The sequence below is a fragment of the Pseudomonas sp. F8002 genome (assembly GCF_013385495.1).
GTDB lineage: Bacteria > Pseudomonadota > Gammaproteobacteria > Pseudomonadales > Pseudomonadaceae > Aquipseudomonas.
The window spans coordinates 153111-172740 of sequence record NZ_JACAPW010000032.1 but is presented as its reverse complement, the minus strand read 5'-3'; the positions used below and the strand labels follow the sequence as shown (position 1 = coordinate 172740).

The following is a 19630-nucleotide window of genomic DNA, read 5'->3' as shown; positions in this document are numbered from 1 at the left end:
TTTAAGGACAGTTAATGAAAAAGCAGTTGTTCATCCTCAGCCAGTACTTGCTGCCCCACCACCTGCTGTCGCGTCTGGCCGGTTGCATTGCCGAATGCCGCGTGCGCTGGTTCAAGAATGCGTTCACCAGCTGGTTTGCCAAGCGTTATCAAGTGGACATGTCCCAGGCCCTGGTTGAAGACGTGACCGCTTACGAGCACTTCAACGCCTTCTTCACCCGCGCGTTGAAAGACGGTGCACGGCCGCTGGATCAGACCCCAGGTGCGGTGTTGAGCCCGGCCGATGGCGCGGTCAGCCAGTTGGGCCCGATTGAACATGGCCGGGTGTTCCAGGCCAAGGGCCACAGCTTCAGCGTGCTGGAATTGCTGGGCGGCGATGCGGCGGTGGCTGCGCCGTTCATGGGCGGCGATTTCGCCACTGTTTACCTGTCGCCGAAGGACTACCACCGGGTGCATATGCCATTGGCCGGCACCCTGCGGGAAATGGTTTATATCCCTGGCCGAATCTTCTCGGTAAACCAGACCACCGCCGAAAATGTGCCGGAACTGTTTGCGCGTAACGAGCGTGTTGCCTGCATCTTCGACACCGAACGCGGCCCGATGGCCGTGGTTCTGGTTGGCGCGATGATCGTGGCATCGATTGAAACGGTTTGGGCAGGCTTGGTAACGCCGCCAAAACGCGAGCTGAAAACCTTCCGTTATGACGAAGCTGCCCGTGGGCCGATCCACCTGGAAAAAGGTGCGGAACTGGGGCGCTTCAAGCTGGGTTCGACGGCAATCGTGCTGTTTGGGCCGGACCAGGTTCAATGGTCGGAAGCACTGCAGGCGGGGACGCCGGTGCAGATGGGCCAGGGCATGGGTTTGCCGAAAGCCTGACTCAAGGCGATTGAAGATCAAAATGTGGGAGCTGGCTTGCCTGCGATAGCATCGGCGCGGTCCCTCTGAAAGAACGAGGCGCCTGCATCGCGGGCAAGCCCGACTCCCACATTGATCCGGTTCAGACCTTAAGCTTTGTGTCGTTTACAGTTGACCGTCGCGGTCGCGAAAGCCCAACAGGTACAACACGCCATCCAGCCCTAAAGTCGAAATCGCCTGCTTGGCCGATTGCTTGACCAGCGGCTTGGCCCGGAACGCCACACCCAACCCGGCAATCGCCAGCATCGGCAAGTCATTTGCCCCGTCGCCGACCGCAATGGTCTGCTCCAGACGCAACCCTTCCTTGTGTGCCAATTCCCGCAACAGGTCAGCCTTACGCTGTGCGTCGACAATCGGCTCCACGGCCACACCCGTCACCTTGCCGTCTACCACTTCCAGCTCGTTGGCGAACACATAGTCGATACCCAGCTTGGCCTGCAATTGCTTGGCGAAGTAAGTGAAACCGCCCGACAGGATCGCGGTCTTGTAGCCCAGGCGCTTGAGTTCGGCGAACAGGGTTTCGGCGCCTTCGGTCAGGCGCAGCGAGGCGCCGATGGAGTCCAGCACGCTGACGTCGAGGCCTTTGAGCAGCGCCAGGCGCTCCTTGAAGCTGGCTCGGAAATCCAGCTCACCAGCCATGGCACGCTCGGTAATTTCCGAAACCTGCTCGCCTACACCGGCAGCCTTGGCCAATTCGTCGATAACTTCGGCTTCGATCAGCGTCGAATCCATGTCGAACACCGCCAGGCGGCGATTGCGGCGGAACAGCGAGTCTTCCTGGAAGGCGATATCGACATTCAGCTCCTGGGCAACGCTCAGGAATTCGGCACGCAGGGCCTGGGGATCTGCCGGCTCACCGCGTACGGAGAACTCGATGCAGCCCTTGCCCTTGTCCGCCGGCGTGTCCAACGGCATACGACCCGACAGACGGTCAATGTGGTCGATATTCAAACCGTATTGAGCCGTGATCGAACTGACACGCTGCAATTGCTCGGCCGTCACCTTGCGGGTCAACAGGGTCACGATGTGGCGTTTTTTGCCCTGGCCGGCCACCCAACTCTGGTAATCCTCTTCGGACACCGGGGTGAAACGCACCTGCTGATCGAGCTTATACGCCGTAAACAGGATGTCCTTGAGCACGGACGAGGCCTGCTCGGTGCTGGGAATTTCCACCAGGATGCCGAACGACAGCGTGTCGTGAATCACTGCCTGGCCGATGTCGAGAATGTTCACACCACCCTGGGCCAGAACACCGGTAATGGCTGCGGTGAGACCCGGACGGTCCTCACCTGTGATGTTAATCAGGACAATTTCGCGCAAAGCGCACCCCCGAGCTGGAAAAAAACCGCATTCTACCCACTTTCAGTGACCATCGGGCACAGCCAGCGCTTTGCCGGTCTTGGGCCTGTCGCTATACTGCGCGTCAACTTCACGGACTAAAGAGCCGAGCTTAAGTGAACCGGCCCACGCCAGTAAAAACCGATAACTTCTTCCTGCTGATCTTCCGGGCACTGCGCCACCGCCGTGTACCGATCGCATTACGCATCGCCAGCCATAACGTGATCCTGGTCGCCCTGGCCCTGGTCATCTACGCCTGCGTGATGGGTTTGCAGTTCAAGCAGGCCATGCACGAGCAAGCCGACGCTTTGGGCGAGAGCCTGACCACCCAGACCGCCACCTCGGCGACTGAGTTGTTGGTGTCCAACGACATCCTCAGTCTCAACGTGTTGCTCAACAACCTGACCAAGAACCCGCTGGTGGCCCACGCCGCTATCTATAGCGTGGACAACCGGATCATGGCCGAAGCCGGGCAACGCCCGAAAAACGGCCTGCTGGGTGAAGCCGAAGGCCTGTACCAGAGCAATATCACGTTTCAGGACGTGAAGGCCGGCCAACTGCGCATCAGCCTGGACATGCAACAGTTCCAGCAGCCGATGACCATCAGCCTGCAAAGCATGGGTATCCTGAGTGCGATCCTGCTGGCACTGTCCCTGGCCTTGAGCCTGCGCCTGGGCCGGCATATCTCCACGCCACTGATGCAACTGCGCATCTGGCTGCGGGATATCGATGAACACACCCCGGCCACCGACCGCCAGGACGAAATCGGCGACCTCGCCCGCCAACTGCACACCAGCTTCGCGCCGGAGCCCGTAGTGCCCGAGGTTGAACCCGAGCCCGAGTTCGAAGACACCGACTACGAAGACGACGAGCCCGAGTTTGAAGTGCGCAACCTGCGGGACCCGAGCTTCGACGAGTCTGCGCCGGTAGCGGCCCAAAAGCCGGCGACCCGTCATGTGATCAAGGCAGAAGAAGACGAACTGGACGAAGAAGACCCGTTCGCCGATCTTCGCGATACTTCAGCTCCAACCGCTCCTGCTGTGCAGCCTGCTCCGGTGCGCAGCACCCAGCCCCAGCACAGCGCCGTATTGGCCGTGCAACTGGGCGCACAGGATCAACTGCGTCGCTTGCCGCGGGCACGCCTGACCGAGCTGCTGGAACGTTATCGTGACTGCCTCGACCAGGCGGCCTCGCTGTATCAGAGCGAACTGCACACCCTGAACGACGGCAGCACCTTGATGCTGTTCCACAGCGAAGACAGCGGCGAAGACTACCTGACCAACGCCATCTGCTGCGGTGAACTGCTGCGGGCCCTGGGCCATGCGCTGCAAATCGAAGTGGCCGACAGCGGCATCACCCTGCAACTGCAATTGGGCCTGACGGTGGGCGACGATCTGTATGGCATGAGCCAGATTGATCTGCTGCTGACCGAGATTGCCCAGGATGCGCTGGCCTTGTCGCAACACAGCCGCAACCTGCTGCTGGTGGAACGCAAGATCAGTGACGACGTGCTGATTCGCCAGCGTGCGCGGATCCGCCCGATTGCCAGCCCTGAAGGTGCGTGCTGTGTGGAGCGGTTGATGGAGCCTTACCCGTCGATGCTTGAGCGCCAGCTGGCGCGGATGCATGAGACGCGGGCGAAGAACTAAAGAACAACGCAAATCAATGTGGGAGCGGGCTTGCTCGCGAAAGCGGCCTGTCAGTCAGCCTATGTATCGACTGATCCGCCGCCTTCGCGAGCAAGCCCGCTCCCACATTAGATCTGCGTACCGCTCAGATCCCGCACAAACAAAAGGCCCGCTCATCAGCGGGCCTTTTTGTTGGTCTGTATTCAGGTCAGAACCTGAACACTTCCATATCGGTGCGAATCGGCACGGCCATCGGCATCTTCGGCTTCTCCGGTGCCGCAGCCTTGGGCTGCGCCGGGGCCTGTTTGCGTGGCGCTTCTGCCACCGCTGGCTGATTGGCCAATGGCTTGAGGGCCACCGACAGCTGGTCAGCCAAACGTTGCAGCAACACACCCTGGGCCTGGACCTGGGACGCGGTGCTGCCGCTGTGCTCTTCCTGCAAGTGCACGATGCGGTTATCCCGCACCTGGCCACGACGGTCGATCAAGCGCCATTGCGCGTCGAGGATAGCGGGCTGCGAAACGCCCGAGTCCAGTCGCGTAATGGTCAGCAGCACCTGTACGTCCGGGGCAAAACCCAACGGCGCCGGCGCCAATACCACACGCTGGCTGTCCAGGTGGCCAGCCACCTGGCGCAACATCAACTGATTGATGTCGGACGAAAGGCTACCGGCCCAGCGGCCATCGGTGGAACCTTGCAGGCTGCCGTCGTTCTGACGTTGCAGCAGGGTTTCACGTTGCAGATAGTCGGCCACTACAACAGGGCCAAGCAATACAGCCATGCCGGCACTTTGTGCAGGCTGAGCCGGACTTCCACTGTCCAGCTGATACAGCGACACCGGTTGGTGTGTGCTGCAACCCGCCAGGCCCAAAAGGCCAGCGAGCAACAAAAATAAAGGAAGGCGCGGAGCAGTCATCATCCCATCCAGGTGGCTGCCACAAGGCGAACCACAATGTAATACTCAAAAATAACCTGTACGCGCTCAGCCACGCCGGCGCTGGAAAGGCCATATCATCCGTGAATATGCGCCATGACTCCAGCGCGAAAGCGTCGATCTACGGGTTAAATCGTAGATCGGGCGCTCTATATCGCCTTAAACGGGCGTTTCCACCAGTAAAGCGTCCACTCGCTGGAAGCCGCGCGGCAGTTTATTGCCACGACGACCCCGCTCACCCTTGTAGTGCTCGAGGTCGTCAGGGCGCAGTGACAACGTGCGCTTGCCGGCCTGCAACACCAGGGTCGAGCCTTCCGGGATCACGGCGATGTCGGTCACGTACTCTTCGCGACTGGCCACCCGCTCCCCGGGAATACCAATGATCTTGTTGCCCTTGCCTTTGCCCAACTGCGGCAAATCGCTGATCTTGAACACCAGCAGGCGCCCTTCGGTCGTCACCGACGCCAGCCAGTTGCCTTCACGGTCTTCCACCGGACGCGGCAGGATCACCTTGGCGTTGTTCGGCAGGCTCAACAACGCCTTGCCCGCCTTGTTCTTGGCCTGCAGGTCTTCACCCTTGACCACGAACCCATAGCCCGCATCGGAAGCGATGACGTACAACGAGTCATCGTCCGGCAGCAGCACGCACTCAAAATTCGCACCCGGCGGCGGTGTCAGGCGTCCGGTCAATGGCTCGCCCTGCCCCCGCGCCGATGGCAAGGTGTGCGCCGGCACCGAGTAACTGCGACCGGTGGAGTCGATAAACACCGCAAACTGGTTGGAACGCCCCGCCGCCGCGGTTTTGAAACCGTCGCCAGCCTTGTAAGACAGGCCGGTGGCGTCAATATCATGCCCTTTGGCTGAGCGAACCCAACCCTTTTCCGACAGAACGACGGTAATTTTCTCGTTAGGCAGCAACTCGGTTTCGGTCAGGGCCTTGGCTTCGGCGCGCTCGACAATCGGCGAGCGGCGGTCGTCGCCATAGGTTTCGGCGTCCTTGATCAGCTCGGTGCGCACCAGCTTCTTCAGCTTGGCCTCGCTGCCCAGCAGGGCCTGGAGCTTGGCTTGTTCCTTGAGCAGCGCGTCCTGTTCGTCCCGCAGCTTCATCTCTTCCAGTCGCGCCAACTGACGCAGACGGGTGTCGAGGATGTAGTCGGCCTGGATTTCGCTGAGTTCGAAGCGCGCGATCAGCTCGGCCTTCGGGTGCTCGGCGGTACGGATGATATGGATCACTTCATCCAGGTTGAGGTAAGCGATCAGCAAGCCGTCCAACAGGTGCAGGCGGCGTTCGACCTTGTCCAGGCGGAATTGCAGGCGGCGACGCACGGTCTGCACCCGGAATTCCAGCCATTCCACCAGCAAAGCCCGCAGGTTCTTCAACTGCGGCTTGCCGTCCAGGCCAATGATGTTGATGTTGACCCGATAGCTGGACTCCAGCTCAGTGCTGGCGAACAGATGCTGCATCAGCACTTCATGGTCGACCCGGCTGTTGGTCGGGATGATCACGATGCGGCACGGGTTTTCGTGGTCGGACTCGTCACGCAGGTCGGCGACTTGCGGCAGCTTCGACGGCTTGGCCTGCATCAGCGCGGCAATCTGCTCCAGCACCTTGGCGCCGGACACCTGGTGCGGCAGCGCGGTGACGATGATGTCGCCGTCTTCGATGTGGTACACGGCGCGCATGCGCACCGAGCCTTTACCGGTCTGGTAGATTTTCAGCAGGTCGGCGCGAGGCGTGATGATTTCTGCTTCGGTCGGGTAATCCGGGCCCTGGATATGCTCGCAGAGCTGTTCGACCGTAGCCTTCGGCTCATCCAGCAGGCGCACGCAGGCGCTGGCCACTTCCCGCAGGTTGTGGGGCGGTACGTCAGTGGCCATGCCCACGGCGATACCCGTGGTGCCATTGAGCAGGATATTGGGCAAACGTGCCGGCAACACCAGCGGCTCGTCGAGGGTGCCGTCAAAGTTCGGGCCCCAGTTGGCCGTGCCCTGGCCCAGTTCGCTGAGCAGCACTTCCGAATACCGCGACAGACGCGCTTCGGTGTAACGCATGGCGGCGAAGGACTTCGGATCATCCGGCGCACCCCAGTTACCCTGGCCGTCCACCAGCGTGTAGCGGTAGCTGAACGGCTGGGCCATCAGCACCATGGCTTCGTAGCACGCCGAATCGCCGTGGGGGTGGAACTTACCGAGCACGTCACCGACGGTACGCGCCGACTTCTTGTGCTTGGAGTCAGCGTCCAGGCCCAACTCACTCATCGCATAGATAATGCGCCGCTGTACGGGCTTCAGGCCGTCGCCGATATGCGGCAAGGCACGGTCCATGATCACGTACATGGAGTAGTTGAGGTAGGCATTTTCGGTGAAGTCAGCCAGCGACCGGCGTTCAACGCCATCTAAGCTGTCTGCAAGGATGTCACTCATGCGGGCCTCATCATTGTTTGGTCTGGCGCAGCAGCAAAGTGCCGCTGCGCTGGGTAAATTCAAGTTGTTTCAATGCACTCATGCCCAGCAATACCTGCTCATCGCCCAAACCCGGTACCACGATGGCGCGCACGTCCCGAAGGACGATATCGCCCAGTTGCAGGCGGCCCAACTCGGTCCGAAAGCCCTGGGTTCGCCCGTTGGCCGTACTCACGCCAACCGGCATGCCGCGTTCAAGCCCGAGACGGTCGGCCAATTCAGCCGGAACCGCCACGTCGGTGGCCCCGGTGTCGAGCATGAACTGCACCGGCTTGCCGTTGATCTGGCCAGTGGCGACAAAATGCCCTTGGCCGTTGCCCAGCAGTTTTACTTCGATATAACCCTCGTGCTGCTCCGAGGTCACCACGGCATTGGGGTTTTCCTGTCGCGCTTCCCACTGCCCAAAAAATCGTGTCGCCAAAAACAGGCCGGCGCCCCACGCGACGAACATCAACACACGCCCGGCGCGCTTGCCGGGTGGTTGCGCACTCATGGCTTGGCGCTCCAGCCACCCGCAGGGGCGGCGAAACGATAGACCACCGGCCGCTTTTCGCCATCGGCGCGGGCACCGAAGTTATTGTCGATGCCGATCCAGGCACCGTCAGCGTCCACCACCAAGGCTTCGGCCAATCCATAGGCCTGGGCATAACGCCGATTCGGCGTCAGCGCTTCATCGGCAAACGACCAGCACAACTCCACCTGGGCCGTGACCGCATCCCGGCGACACACCTGAAACGCATTGCGCTCCAGGGTAAACAGCTTGCCATTGAACAGCGCCAGGTCGGCAAAGTCCTTGGACACCGCCTTGGCGCCCGGGAACTGCGCCGGCTGCATCTCCTGGCCGGCCTCGCTCAGCAATACACAAGGGCCGTCACAATCCCAGAGGGTTTGCGGGCGCTTGATGGAGATCAACCCGCGCCGCTCACGCTCTGCTGCGAGCCAGATTTGATTGCCTTCCGGGTTCACCACGATGCCTTCAAACAGCGCGTTGAAGTGCAGCAACATGCCACTGGCCCGAGCTTCGCGAACCATGCCCGGGGCGATCTTCAGCCACTCCGTTTCACCGTGTTCTGAAGAGAAAGGCACCCTGAGAACCGCCGCGTGGGCTTCGCTGACAATGTAACGGTTACCCGCCGCATCGCAGCTGATGCCTTCAAAATCCAGATCACCACCACGAATCAACGCAGCTGCCCTGGTGCGTGAGCGCAGGCCAAAGGGCAAACCCGACGCCGGCACCGGCGGCACATCAATCCCGTATGTCTCTGCTTTCCAGACGTCACCGGCGGTATCGAGCCGGTAGATCTGATCGTCATCGCGATCGGAGACTGTCCACAATTCGCTACCGCATAAGGCCAGGCCCGACAGGTTACCGCCGCGCATGCCTTCCACCGGGTGTTCCGCCAACAGCTTCAGCTCAGCCGCAGGCGCTGCGACCACCGAGGTGGCCGCCAACCCGCTCAACAACAGTATCGCCAGGGCGAAACCGCTGCGCATCAGCCCAGAACCTCGGCCAGGTTGCCCTTGGACTCCAGCCAGTTCTTGCGATCCGGCGCGCGCTTCTTCGCCAGCAACATGTCCATCATTTCCGAGGTGGCGGCGAAATCTTCCAGGGTCAATTGCACCAGGCGCCGGGTGTTCGGGTCCATGGTGGTTTCCCGCAATTGCGGCGGGTTCATCTCACCCAGGCCCTTGAATCGGGTGACCTGCGGCTTGCCGCGTTTCTTCTCGGCCACCAGGCGATCGAGGATGCCATCGCGCTCGGCTTCGTCCAGGGCGTAGAAAATCTCTTTGCCCAGGTCGATGCGGTACAGCGGCGGCATGGCGACATAGACGTGACCCGCATCCACCAATGGGCGGAAGTGCTGGACGAACAGCGCGCAGAGCAAGGTCGCAATGTGCAAACCGTCGGAGTCGGCGTCGGCGAGGATGCAGATCTTGCCGTAGCGCAGCTGACTCATGTCCGCCGCGCCCGGGTCGACACCGATGGCCACGGCGATGTTGTGCACTTCCTGGCTGGCCAGTACTTCGCTGCCGTCGACTTCCCAGGTGTTTAGAATCTTGCCGCGCAGGGGCAGGATCGCCTGGAATTCCTTGTCCCGCGCTTGCTTGGCGGAACCGCCGGCAGAATCACCTTCCACCAGGAACAGCTCGGAACGCATCGGGTCTTGCCCGGCGCAGTCCGCCAGCTTGCCAGGCAGTGCCGGCCCCTGGGTAATGCGCTTGCGTTCGACTTTCTTGCTGGCCTTCAGGCGACGGCCGGCGTTGTTGATCGCCAGCTCCGCCAGGGCCAGGCCCAATTCAGGGTGTTCGTTGAGCCACAGGCTGAAGGCATCCTTTACCACCCCGGAGACGAACGCCGCTGCCTCACGGGACGACAGGCGCTCCTTGGTCTGGCCGGAGAATTGCGGCTCCTGCATTTTCATCGACAGGACGAACGCGATCCGCTCCCAGACGTCTTCCGGCGCCAGCTTCACGCCGCGCGGCAGCAGGCTGCGGTATTCGCAGAATTCGCGCATGGCATCCAGCAAGCCCTGGCGCAAACCGTTGACGTGGGTACCGCCCTGGGCCGTCGGGATCAGGTTGACGTAGCTTTCCTGGACGCTGTCGCCACCTTCCGGCAGCCACAACAAGGCCCAGTCCACGGCTTCTTTATTACCCGCCAGGCTGCCGCAGAACGGCTCATTCGGCAGGCGCTCGAATTCGCTGACAGAGTCTTCCAGGTAGGACCGCAGGCCGTCTTCGTAATGCCACTCGACCTTTTCGCCGGTGCCTTTGTCTTCAAAGCTGACCAGCAGGCCCGGGCACAGAACAGCCTTGGCCTTGAGCACATGCTTGAGGCGGCTGATGGAGAATTTCGGTGAATCGAAGTATTTCGGGTCCGGCGCGAAGTACACGCTGGTGCCGGTGTTGCGCTTGCCGACGGTGCCGATCACTTCCAGGTCGGTGGCCTTGTAGCCATCGGCGAAAGTCATCTGATACTCGTTGCCGTCGCGCTTGACCTTGACCCGTACGTGGTTCGACAGGGCGTTGACCACGGAAATACCCACACCGTGCAAGCCACCGGAGAACTGGTAGTTCTTGTTGGAGAACTTGCCGCCGGCGTGCAGCTTGGTGAGGATCAGCTCGACGCCCGACACACCCTCTTCCGGGTGAATGTCCACCGGCATGCCACGACCGTCGTCGGACACTTCCAGGGAATGGTCGGCGTGAAGGATGACTTGTACCGACTTGGCGTGCCCGGCCAAGGCTTCGTCGACGCTGTTGTCGATGACTTCCTGGGCAAGGTGGTTCGGCCGACTGGTGTCGGTGTACATGCCGGGGCGTTTGCGCACCGGGTCGAGGCCCGAGAGGACTTCGATGGCGTCGGCGTTATAAGAGCTAGCGCTGGGAGTGGCCATGGGGTCTCGTCGTGAGTCGTTCGATTAAAAAGTAACCTGCGGTTTCACAATGCGGTGAAATCGAAGGATTGGTACTGATCGGAGCCTATGCCGGCAAAACTCAACAGCGCCGGTAACTGTTGGGCGAAGCCCTGGTAACCGTGATCGCCACCGGCCTGGATGCGCAAGGCACAGGCCCGGTAATACTGCTGGGCGAGGCGATAATCCAGTGTTTCATCGCCGGTCTGCAACCACACCTGATAACGCTGGGCGTCCTGGGGCGCCGGCACTTCCAGCTCGGCCAGGGCCGCGACGTGGTCGTGGGTCAGCTCCCAGGTCTCATCGGTGTAGAGGTTCTTCTGGGTGCCCAGGTAACCGTCGAACATCCGATGAGGGCTGACTGCCGGGTTGACCAGCAAGGCGTTGAGGCCATGGCGTTCGGCAAGATGGGTTGCATAGTAGCCGCCGAGTGAGCTGCCTACCAGCAGTGGCCTTCCGAGGTCACGGATAGCCGCCTCCAACTGGGGGATCGCCTGGCGGGGGTGGTGATGCAGGGCCGGCACGCGCAGCTGGTCGGCCAGACCGAGGCTGTCCATCACGGTGATCAACTGGCTCGCCTTGTTGGAGGCGGGTGCGCTGTTGAAACCGTGGATATACAAGATCGATGCGGACATTCCGGGTCCTCTGTGGGTCAGCCAAAGAGGCGCAGTTTACAGGGAAATCTCAGTAGCCGTTGCTACCGTAATCCACCTGAAACGCGAAGCCCTGCACCCGCTCCACACCGGTTTCCAACCGTCCGTCGGCATGCAACCGCAGCCAGCGATACCCGGGCGCCTGCTCACTCACGCTGAAATCCTCACTCCCGGGAGCGAACTGAATACAGGTAGAAGGCGAAGCCAACAAACGCACCCCATTGCGCTCCCGGTCAATTTCCTGATGCACATGCCCCCAAAGCACCGCCCGCACCTGCGGAAACCGATCCAGCACCGCAAACAACGCCTCAGGATTGCGCAAACCGATGGGCTCCATCCAAGCGCACCCAATCGACACCGGATGATGGTGAAAACACACCAGATGATGCCGAGCCGGCGCCTCACTCAACGACTGCGCCAGCAATTGCAGCTGCTGATCCTGCAAATACCCCGGCACCGAACCCGGCACCGCCGAGTCCAGCAGGGTAATGCGCCAGTTGCCCACATCCACCACCGGTTCCAGCAACGCGCTGTTGACCGCCGCCTGCTGCATCACCTGCGGCTCATCGTGATTCCCCGGGATCCAGCGCGCCGGCGCCTGAATCTGCCGCGTCATGTCACGAAACGCCTGATAGGACTCCAGCGTACCGTCCTGGGACAAATCCCCGGTGGCCAGCACCAGATCAATCTGCGGCTGCTGCACCAGCACCGTGTCGATCACCCGTTGCAGGCTCTCGCGGGTATTCATGCCCAGCAGCCCGCCGTCCGCCTCGGCAAACAGGTGACTGTCGGACAACTGCACCAGCAACGCCGAAGCGTCAGGGTTCAAGGCGGATACGCTCGGCAAGGCGTTCTCCCAGGGCGTGATCACAGGAATGGACATTTGAGGCGATTATGCTGGGGCAGGACACAAAGAGGAAACCCGTGAAGCGGACGCAGTTCACATCTATCGAACGACTTCGAACTCGTGGCCCAGGGCCAGGCAGTGACTCAACCATTCACCGAGGAACACATTGAGCTGTGCTTTCTCATCGGGTTGGTGCATGAACACGTTGGGGTAAGGATAGATGCTGCGAAAGCGTCGTGCATGTTCGGCGCTGATCACTTCGGCCATGCGTGCGTCGTGGTACACCTGCACTTCCAGCTGCGGCACCGGCAGCCACGGCAGGCTGTGCTCCTGACGCACCCGCAAAGTGGTGGTGTACGGGCAGTTCACGATCACTTCCAGGGTCAGCACGCCGAGCATCTGGTCGCCGTGAGTCACGGCAATGCGCCGCGCCTCGGGGGTGTGGCGCATGTCTGGCAGCAGCCGCATGAGCCGTGCATAGTTGGCCTCGCAGGCTGCTTGCAGCCCGATCAGGTCAACCCGATATCGCTCCCGTGCCTTTACTGCCATAACCCCCTCACTTCCGCGCGATTAAGCGCAAGCCATTGCAGGGCAATAATGCTCGCTGCGTTGGAAATTTTACCGTCACGTACCGCCTGCAGGGCGTCTTCAAAGGCCCAGACGGTGACGCGGATATCTTCGGCTTCCTCTTCCAGTCCATGGACGCCACCGGCCCCGGCGCTTTCGCAACGGCCCAGGAACAAGTGGACAAATTCGGTGCTGCCACCCGGCGACGGAAAGTACTTGGTGATCGGCCAGAGTGCGGAGAATGTAAGGCCAGCTTCCTCCTCGGCTTCGCGGTGTGCAACCTCCTCCGGTTGCTCATCCTTGTCGATAAGGCCGGCGACCATTTCGATCAGCCACGGGTTGTCGGTGCGGCCCATGGCGCCGACGCGAAACTGCTCGATCAGCACCACTTCATCGCGCTGCGGGTCGTAGGGCAGTACACACACGGCGTCATGACGCACAAAGACTTCGCGATTGAGTTCACGGCTCATGCCGCCATCAAACTTCTCGTGCCGCAGTTTCAGCCGATCCAGTTTGTAGAAGCCCTTGTAGGCATTGTCGCGCTGAACAATCTCGACCTTGCTCGGCGTCGATTTCGCTGTGTCCGTCATATCAACCCTCGTTTATTGCCTTGCGGTGTCGAGGCGGCCTCGACATCGCGCCATCCTAACGCGCTCGTGCCCCTTGATGCAGCCCCTTTCCGGTTGCCGGGATAGACGGCGGGCGTCAAACTCACTCTAATCAGCTTAGTGGCGAACTGACTGCCTTGTCGGGAGTCGAAGCTCCACATTTTCACCTTTCCTCGATTTATGAAGGACACACATGTCGCTTTTAAAAATCGCCTCCGTGGCCTGTATCGCCTTGACCCTGGGTGCTTGCCAGAGCCTGTTCCAGCCGAGCTACCTGAAGCCGCTGGACACCACCGCCGACGCCTCCGAGCAGATCAAACCCGGCTGCAGCAGTCCGGATTGCCCGCTGGTAAACATCGACACCGTGCACTTCCCGTCCGAGCCGCAACTGGACCAGATCATCGAACAGCGCCTGCTGCAGATGGCCCGCACTTCACCTGGCCAGGCCATGCCCGCCACCCTGAACGCCTACCGCGACAAGTTCTTGCGTGAGTCCCCGGACCGCAACAGCATGTACTTGCAGGCCAAGGTACGTGAGCAGCATGACGGACTGGTGATCATCGAAGTGTCCAGCTACCTGGACACCGGCACCGCACACGGTGAGCCGGGCCGCGGCTTTATCAACTATTCACGCCTGCTGCACAAAGAGCTGAGCCTGACCGACATGCTGTTGCCAGGTCAGGAAGATGCATTCTGGAAGACCGCGAAAGTCGCCCACAACAACTGGCTGATCAACTCGCAGATGGACCGCGACCCGGAGTTCGTGAAGAACTGGCCGTTCCAGAAAACCCCGAATGTGGCGCTGACCAGCAATGGCGTGGTGCTCAAGTACAACGTGACCACTATCGCGCCGTACGCATTGGGGCTGATCGAAATGACCATCCCCTATGCGCGCCTCACCGGCGTGATCAAGCCTGAGCTGGTGCCCGCACGCCACTGAAGGCCCGGCCCAGGATGAAGTGCAACAGCCCTGCCAGCACCAACGCCGGCAGGGTCGCGCCGACATCCGGGTACAGATTCGCCAACAGGTGATAGGTACTGACCCCTCCAAGCCAGGCCAGCAGTGCCGGCCAGCGCAGATTGGCGGCAACCCCATGGCCGCGGCGGCGCAGGATGAAGTGATCCACCAGCACCACGCCGAACAGCGGCGCGAACACCGAGCCGATCAGCAGCAGGAAGTTCTGGTACTGCGCCAACGGCGCAAAGCAGGCGATCAGCGTGCAGATAACGCCGATGGCCAATGCCAGGTGCTCGACTTTCAAGCGCAACAGAATCCCGCTGGACACCGCCGCCGAGTGAATATCGGCGAACGCGTTTTCCGATTCATCCAACAGGATCAGCAACAGCGGAATCCCCAGGCCGGCCCCGGCCAATGCCAGCAGCAACGCATTCACTTCACCGCTCGGCGCAAACGCCAGGGTGTAGGCCACGCCAAGGCTCATCAGCCAGAAGTTACCGATGAAGAAACCCAGTGCCGTGCCGCCGAACACGTTTTTCGCGCGTTTGCCGAAACGTGAGTAGTCGGCAATCAGTGGCAGCCAGGACAGCGGCATGGCAATCGCGATATCGAAGCCAACGGCAAACGGCATCGAACCGTCACCAGCCTGGGCCCAGAGAGTGGCCAGGTCGGCCTTGGCAAACAGGTTCCAGGTCAGCCACAGGCAGGCGGCCAGCAGCAGCCAGATGCCCCACTTGCGCAGGATCTGCCGCACGAAGGTCAGCGGACCGCTGACGGCAAGCAAGGTCGCGAGGGCACCGAATACCAGGGTCCAGAACAATGGGCTGGTCAGCAGGCTGCCTTCGCTGAACGCGCGGGCGCCCAACAGGCTGGCGGCGTCGCGCATCACGATGATTTCGAATGAGCCCCAGCCGATCAGCTGCAGCAGGTTCAGCAGCGCCGGCAGGCTTGCGCCCTTGGTGCCGAGGCTGAGCTTCAGGGCGGCCATGGATGACAGGCCGGTATCGCTGCCGATCACGCCGACGGCGGCCAGCAACAGCACGCCGACCAAAGTGCCGAGGAAAATTGCCAGTAAGGAACCGGAGAGGCCCAGGCCCGGCGCCAACAGTGCACCGGTTTGCAGGACCATCAGGCCGATGCCCAGGGAGAACCACAGGGAAAAGAGATCGCGGGCGCCGAAGACGCGTTTGTCCAAGGGGACTGCGATGTCTGGGGAATAGGTGCTGGGTTGAATGCTCAAGGGTGCTATCTCAGAGGGACACTATTATTTGAATCAGCAAAGTCCCCTGTGGCGAGGGAGCTTGCTCCCGCTGGGCGGCGAAGCCGCCCCAAAACCTGCAACCGATGAGTGTCAGTCAAGACACCGATCCAGATTCCGGGAGCGCTGCGCACTCCAGCGGGAGCAAGCTCCCTCGCCACAGGTTCTGATTCAGACCTTTTTGTACAGCTGGCTACCTTCCTGCTTGAACCGCTCTGCCTGCTCCGCCAGTCCCTTGGCCACGTCCACATCCACCGTTTCAATGCGCTGGTTGGCCGCGTACTCACGCACTTCCTGGGTGATCTTCATCGAGCAGAATTTCGGCCCGCACATCGAGCAGAAATGCGCGACCTTGGCCGAGTCCTTCGGCAAGGTTTCATCGTGGTAAGAACGCGCCGTGTCCGGGTCCAGGCCCAGGTTGAACTGGTCCTCCCAACGGAATTCAAAGCGCGCCTTGCTCAACGCGTTGTCACGAATCTGCGCCCCCGGATGCCCCTTGGCCAAGTCCGCCGCATGGGCCGCGATCTTGTAGGTGATGATCCCGGTCTTCACGTCATCCTTGTTCGGCAGACCCAAATGCTCCTTCGGCGTGACGTAGCAGAGCATCGCGCAACCGAACCAGCCGATCATCGCCGCCCCGATGCCCGAGGTGATGTGGTCATAACCCGGGGCGATGTCGGTGGTCAGCGGACCGAGGGTGTAGAACGGCGCCTCGTCGCAGCACTCCAGCTGCTTGTCCATGTTCTCCTTGATCAACTGCATCGGCACATGGCCCGGGCCTTCGATCATGGTTTGCACGTCGTGCTTCCAGGCAATCTTGGTCAACTCGCCGAGGGTTTCCAGCTCGCCGAATTGCGCGGCGTCATTGGCGTCGGCAATCGAGCCCGGGCGCAGGCCGTCTCCCAGGGAGAAGCTGACGTCGTAGGCCTTCATGATTTCGCAGATTTCGTCGAAATGGGTGTAGGTGAAGTTCTCTTTGTGGTGCGCCAGGCACCACTTGGCCATGATCGAACCACCACGGGACACGATGCCGGTGACGCGCTTGGCGGTCAGTGGTACATAGCGCAGCAATACGCCGGCGTGGATGGTGAAGTAGTCGACGCCCTGCTCGGCCTGTTCGATCAGGGTGTCGCGGAACAGCTCCCAGGTCAGGTCTTCAGCGGCGCCGCCGACTTTTTCCAGGGCCTGGTAGATCGGCACGGTACCGATCGGCACCGGCGAGTTGCGGATGATCCACTCGCGGGTTTCATGGATGTGCTTGCCGGTGGACAGGTCCATCACCGTGTCCGAACCCCAGCGAATGCCCCACGTCAGTTTCGCCACCTCTTCTTCGATGGACGAACCCAGGGCACTGTTGCCGATGTTGCCGTTGATCTTCACCAGGAAGTTACGGCCGATGATCATCGGTTCCAGTTCGGTGTGGTTGATGTTGGCCGGGATGATCGCGCGGCCACGGGCGATTTCTTCGCGCACAAATTCCGGGGTGATGATTTTCGGCACGCTGGCGCCGAAGCTGTGGCCGGCGTGCTGCTGGTCCAGCAGGCCGGCGGCGCGGGCCTCTTCCAGCTTCATGTTTTCGCGGATGGCGACGTATTCCATCTCGGCGGTGATGATGCCTTTGCGGGCGTAGTGCATCTGGGTGACGTTGGCCCCGGTCTTGGCACGGCGCGGGTTTTTCACGTGGGCAAAACGCAGCGCGGTCAGCTCGGCATCGCTCAGGCGCTGTTGGCCGAAGTGCGAGCTCAAGCCCGACAGGCGCTCAGTGTCGCCGCGGGATTCGATCCACGGCGAGCGCACATCGCCCAGGCCTTTGCGCACGTCGATGATCACGTTCGGGTCGGTGTAGGGGCCTGAGGTGTCGTAGACCACTACGGGCGCATTGATTTCGCCGCCGAAGTCGGTGGGGGTCACGTCGAGACTGACTTCGCGCATCGGCACGCGGATATCCGGACGCGAGCCCTGGACGTAGATTTTTTGCGAGCGGGTAAACGGCTGCACGGAACCGGAGTCGACCTTGGCCGATTCACTCAAGTGCACGGTGTTTTTTGATTTTTGGCTTTTTAATTCGATGCTCATCACGGGCTCTCCAACTATCCAGGCGGTGGATTTTTGTCGGAGTGAACCTGTGACGGATGGACGCACTGTGACAGTGCTGTGCTTGGCGCACGGGCTGTTCGATTGTCGAACAACATCCCGGACGAAGCACAAGAGGACTCGCCGGGTGACGAGAAATCTTGTTCCCTACGCAGGCGCTAACCTGATCAGGTTCAACGGGATCCGGTATTTACCGATCTCAGCCTTCCAACAAGGCACCCCGACAAGAACGCGGCCAGTCTAGACCATCGAGCAGGCAAATTGCCAACGGCGGTGCATTCATCGTGATGAATGGCGTAATTACAGGATTGTTGTGCCGTGATAGCGCCACTACACTCGGTGACTGCCTGAGGTCTTGACGCCAGGAATGGGCCGCCTTAGCCTTGGGCACCAAATTATCGCCGTAATATTTAATCTAGGGATCGCCTCATGCTGCGCAAACTTTCACTGGCTCTTGCCGTGTCTTGTGCGACCAACGGACTGGTCTGGGCAGCTGAAGCGCCCCTGACGACCAAAACCGACCTGGTCAGCGTCTACCAGGAAGCGGTGGACAACAACGCCGACCTGGCCGCCGCCCGCGCCCAATACGGCGCGCAGAAAGAAGTGGTGCCCCAGGCCCGCGCCGGGTTGCTGCCGAACCTGTCGGCCGGTGCCGACATCAATAACGTGCGCACCCAGCTGGACCAGCCCGCCGCCACGGTCAACCGCGACGCCCATTCCTGGCGCGCGACCTTGAGCCAGCCGCTGTTCCGCGCTGATCGCTGGTTCCAGCTGCAAGCCGCTGAAGCCGTCAACGAGCAGGCCGCGCTGCAACTCTCGGCCACCGAACAGAACCTGATCCTGCAAAGCGCCGAAAACTACTTCGCCGTGCTGCGGGCCCAGGACAACCTGGCGTCCACCAAGGCCGAAGAAGCCGCGTTCAAGCGCCAACTGGACCAGTCCAACGAACGCTTTGACGTGGGCCTGTCGGACAAGACCGACGTGCTGCAATCCCAGGCCAGCTACGACACCGCACGGGCCAACCGGATCCTAGCCCAGCGTCAGGTGGACGACGCCTTCGAAGCGCTGATCACCCTGACCAACCGCCAGTACAACTCGATCCAGGGCATCGTGCACACGCTGCCGGTGCTGCCGCCGTCGCCGAACGACGCCAAGGCCTGGGTCGAAACCGCCGGCCGCCAGAACCTGAACCTGCTGGCCAGCAACTACGCGGTCACCGCCGCCGAGGAAACCCTCAAGCAACGCAAGGCCGGCCATGCACCGACCCTGGATGCCGTGGCGCAATATGAAAAAGGTGACAACGACGCCCTGGGCTTCAGTAACCCGAGCGCCTTTGGCCAGCCGTATCACGGTGACGTGTCGCAACGCACCGTAGGTTTGCAGTTGAGGATCCCGCTGTACAGCGGCGGCCTTACCAGCTCGCAGGTTCGCGAGTCCTATTCCCGTCTGGGCCAGACCGAGCAGCAGCGCGAAGGCCTGCGTCGCCAGGTGGTGGAAAACACCCGTAACCTGCACCGCGCGGTGAACACCGATGTAGAGCAGGTGCAGGCGCGCCGCCAGTCGATCATCTCCAACCAGAGCGCGGTGGAAGCCACGGAAATCGGTTACCAGGTGGGTACGCGCAACATCGTCGATGTGCTGGACGCTCAGCGCCAGCTGTACACCTCGGTGCGCAACTACAACAACAGCCGCTACGACTACATCCTCGACAACCTGCGCTTGAAGCAGGCGGCGGGCACGTTGAACCCGGGGGATTTGCAGGATCTGGCGCGTTACCTGAAGGCCGACTACAACCCGGACAAGGACTTCCTGCCGCCGGACCTGGCCAAGGCCGCCGCGGCGCAGCTGAAGGCTAACCCGGGTTATTAAAGACAACACATAACCCATGTGGGAGCTGGCTTGCCGGCGATTGCATCACCTCGGTCTGACTGATGTACCGAGGTGCCTGTATC

General features: G+C 61.3%; 16 protein-coding genes and 1 riboswitch. Of the genes, 4 read left to right on the top strand and 12 right to left on the bottom strand.

Features of this window, described 5'->3' with window-relative positions; translation table 11 throughout:
* Positions 1-14 precede the first annotated feature (14 nt).
* A complete protein-coding gene (gene asd / locus HX811_RS23380; protein WP_003217535.1) occupies positions 15-875 on the top strand; it encodes an archaetidylserine decarboxylase in 861 nt (286 codons plus the stop codon).
* A gap of 144 nt (positions 876-1019) precedes the next feature.
* Here asd and serB read toward each other — a convergent pair whose 3' ends face one another.
* Positions 1020-2234 (bottom strand): phosphoserine phosphatase SerB, encoded by a 1215-nt coding sequence (serB, locus tag HX811_RS23375; RefSeq protein WP_003217536.1) that lies wholly within the window; start codon positions 2232-2234, stop codon positions 1020-1022.
* A 134-nt stretch (positions 2235-2368) separates the two neighbouring features.
* Here serB and HX811_RS23370 point away from each other — a divergent pair, with 134 nt between their 5' ends.
* Positions 2369-3901: an AhpA/YtjB family protein gene (locus HX811_RS23370; RefSeq protein WP_177047576.1), complete on the top strand. Its 1533-nt coding sequence runs from the start codon at positions 2369-2371 to the stop codon at positions 3899-3901.
* Positions 3902-4088: 187 nt separating this feature from the next.
* Here HX811_RS23370 and HX811_RS23365 read toward each other — a convergent pair whose 3' ends face one another.
* From HX811_RS23365 to HX811_RS23325, 9 genes are all read right to left on the bottom strand, one after another.
* Positions 4089-4796, bottom strand: coding sequence for a membrane integrity-associated transporter subunit PqiC (locus HX811_RS23365; protein ID WP_003217538.1), 708 nt, complete (start codon positions 4794-4796; stop codon positions 4089-4091).
* A 177-nt stretch (positions 4797-4973) separates the two neighbouring features.
* Positions 4974-7238 (bottom strand): DNA topoisomerase IV subunit A, encoded by a 2265-nt coding sequence (gene parC, locus HX811_RS23360; protein ID WP_003217539.1) that lies wholly within the window; start codon positions 7236-7238, stop codon positions 4974-4976.
* A 10-nt stretch (positions 7239-7248) separates the two neighbouring features.
* Positions 7249-7770: a TIGR02281 family clan AA aspartic protease gene (locus HX811_RS23355; protein ID WP_008439113.1), complete on the bottom strand. Its 522-nt coding sequence runs from the start codon at positions 7768-7770 to the stop codon at positions 7249-7251.
* Complete coding sequence (locus HX811_RS23350; RefSeq protein WP_177047575.1) at positions 7767-8771, bottom strand: esterase-like activity of phytase family protein; 1005 nt, start codon at positions 8769-8771, stop codon at positions 7767-7769. Before HX811_RS23350 ends, HX811_RS23355 begins: the two co-directional genes overlap by 4 nt.
* Positions 8771-10675: a DNA topoisomerase IV subunit B gene (gene parE / locus HX811_RS23345; protein ID WP_003209518.1), complete on the bottom strand. Its 1905-nt coding sequence runs from the start codon at positions 10673-10675 to the stop codon at positions 8771-8773. The genes HX811_RS23350 and parE overlap by 1 nt, the downstream gene beginning before the upstream one ends.
* 44 nt (positions 10676-10719) lie before the next feature.
* Entirely contained in the window at positions 10720-11328 is a 609-nt protein-coding gene (locus HX811_RS23340) for a YqiA/YcfP family alpha/beta fold hydrolase (RefSeq protein WP_003209516.1), read from the bottom strand.
* Between the two features lie 49 nt (positions 11329-11377).
* Positions 11378-12193 (bottom strand): 3',5'-cyclic-AMP phosphodiesterase, encoded by an 816-nt coding sequence (gene cpdA, locus HX811_RS23335; RefSeq protein WP_102370213.1) that lies wholly within the window; start codon positions 12191-12193, stop codon positions 11378-11380.
* A gap of 99 nt (positions 12194-12292) precedes the next feature.
* Entirely contained in the window at positions 12293-12742 is a 450-nt protein-coding gene (locus HX811_RS23330; RefSeq protein WP_003209507.1) for a DUF1249 domain-containing protein, read from the bottom strand.
* The gene (locus HX811_RS23325) at positions 12733-13350 is read right to left on the bottom strand and encodes an NUDIX domain-containing protein (RefSeq protein ID WP_003209505.1); all 618 of its coding nucleotides are present in this window, start codon (positions 13348-13350) and stop codon (positions 12733-12735) included. Before HX811_RS23325 ends, HX811_RS23330 begins: the two co-directional genes overlap by 10 nt.
* Positions 13351-13561: 211 nt before the next feature.
* Here HX811_RS23325 and HX811_RS23320 point away from each other — a divergent pair, with 211 nt between their 5' ends.
* Positions 13562-14308: an RsiV family protein gene (locus HX811_RS23320; RefSeq protein WP_003209503.1), complete on the top strand. Its 747-nt coding sequence runs from the start codon at positions 13562-13564 to the stop codon at positions 14306-14308.
* Here the strand turns inward: HX811_RS23320 and cytX are convergent.
* A complete protein-coding gene (cytX, locus tag HX811_RS23315) occupies positions 14277-15566 on the bottom strand; it encodes a putative hydroxymethylpyrimidine transporter CytX (protein ID WP_177047574.1) in 1290 nt (429 codons plus the stop codon). The genes HX811_RS23320 and cytX overlap by 32 nt on opposite strands.
* 189 nt (positions 15567-15755) lie before the next feature.
* On the bottom strand, positions 15756-17660 hold the full coding sequence (gene thiC, locus HX811_RS23310; protein ID WP_177047573.1) for a phosphomethylpyrimidine synthase ThiC: 1905 nt from the start codon (positions 17658-17660) through the stop codon (positions 15756-15758).
* A 145-nt stretch (positions 17661-17805) separates the two neighbouring features.
* Positions 17806-17911, bottom strand: a riboswitch (TPP riboswitch).
* A 196-nt stretch (positions 17912-18107) separates the two neighbouring features.
* Here thiC and HX811_RS23305 point away from each other — a divergent pair.
* A complete protein-coding gene (locus HX811_RS23305) occupies positions 18108-19547 on the top strand; it encodes a TolC family outer membrane protein (protein ID WP_017478318.1) in 1440 nt (479 codons plus the stop codon).
* The last annotated feature ends 83 nt before the right edge of the window (positions 19548-19630 follow it).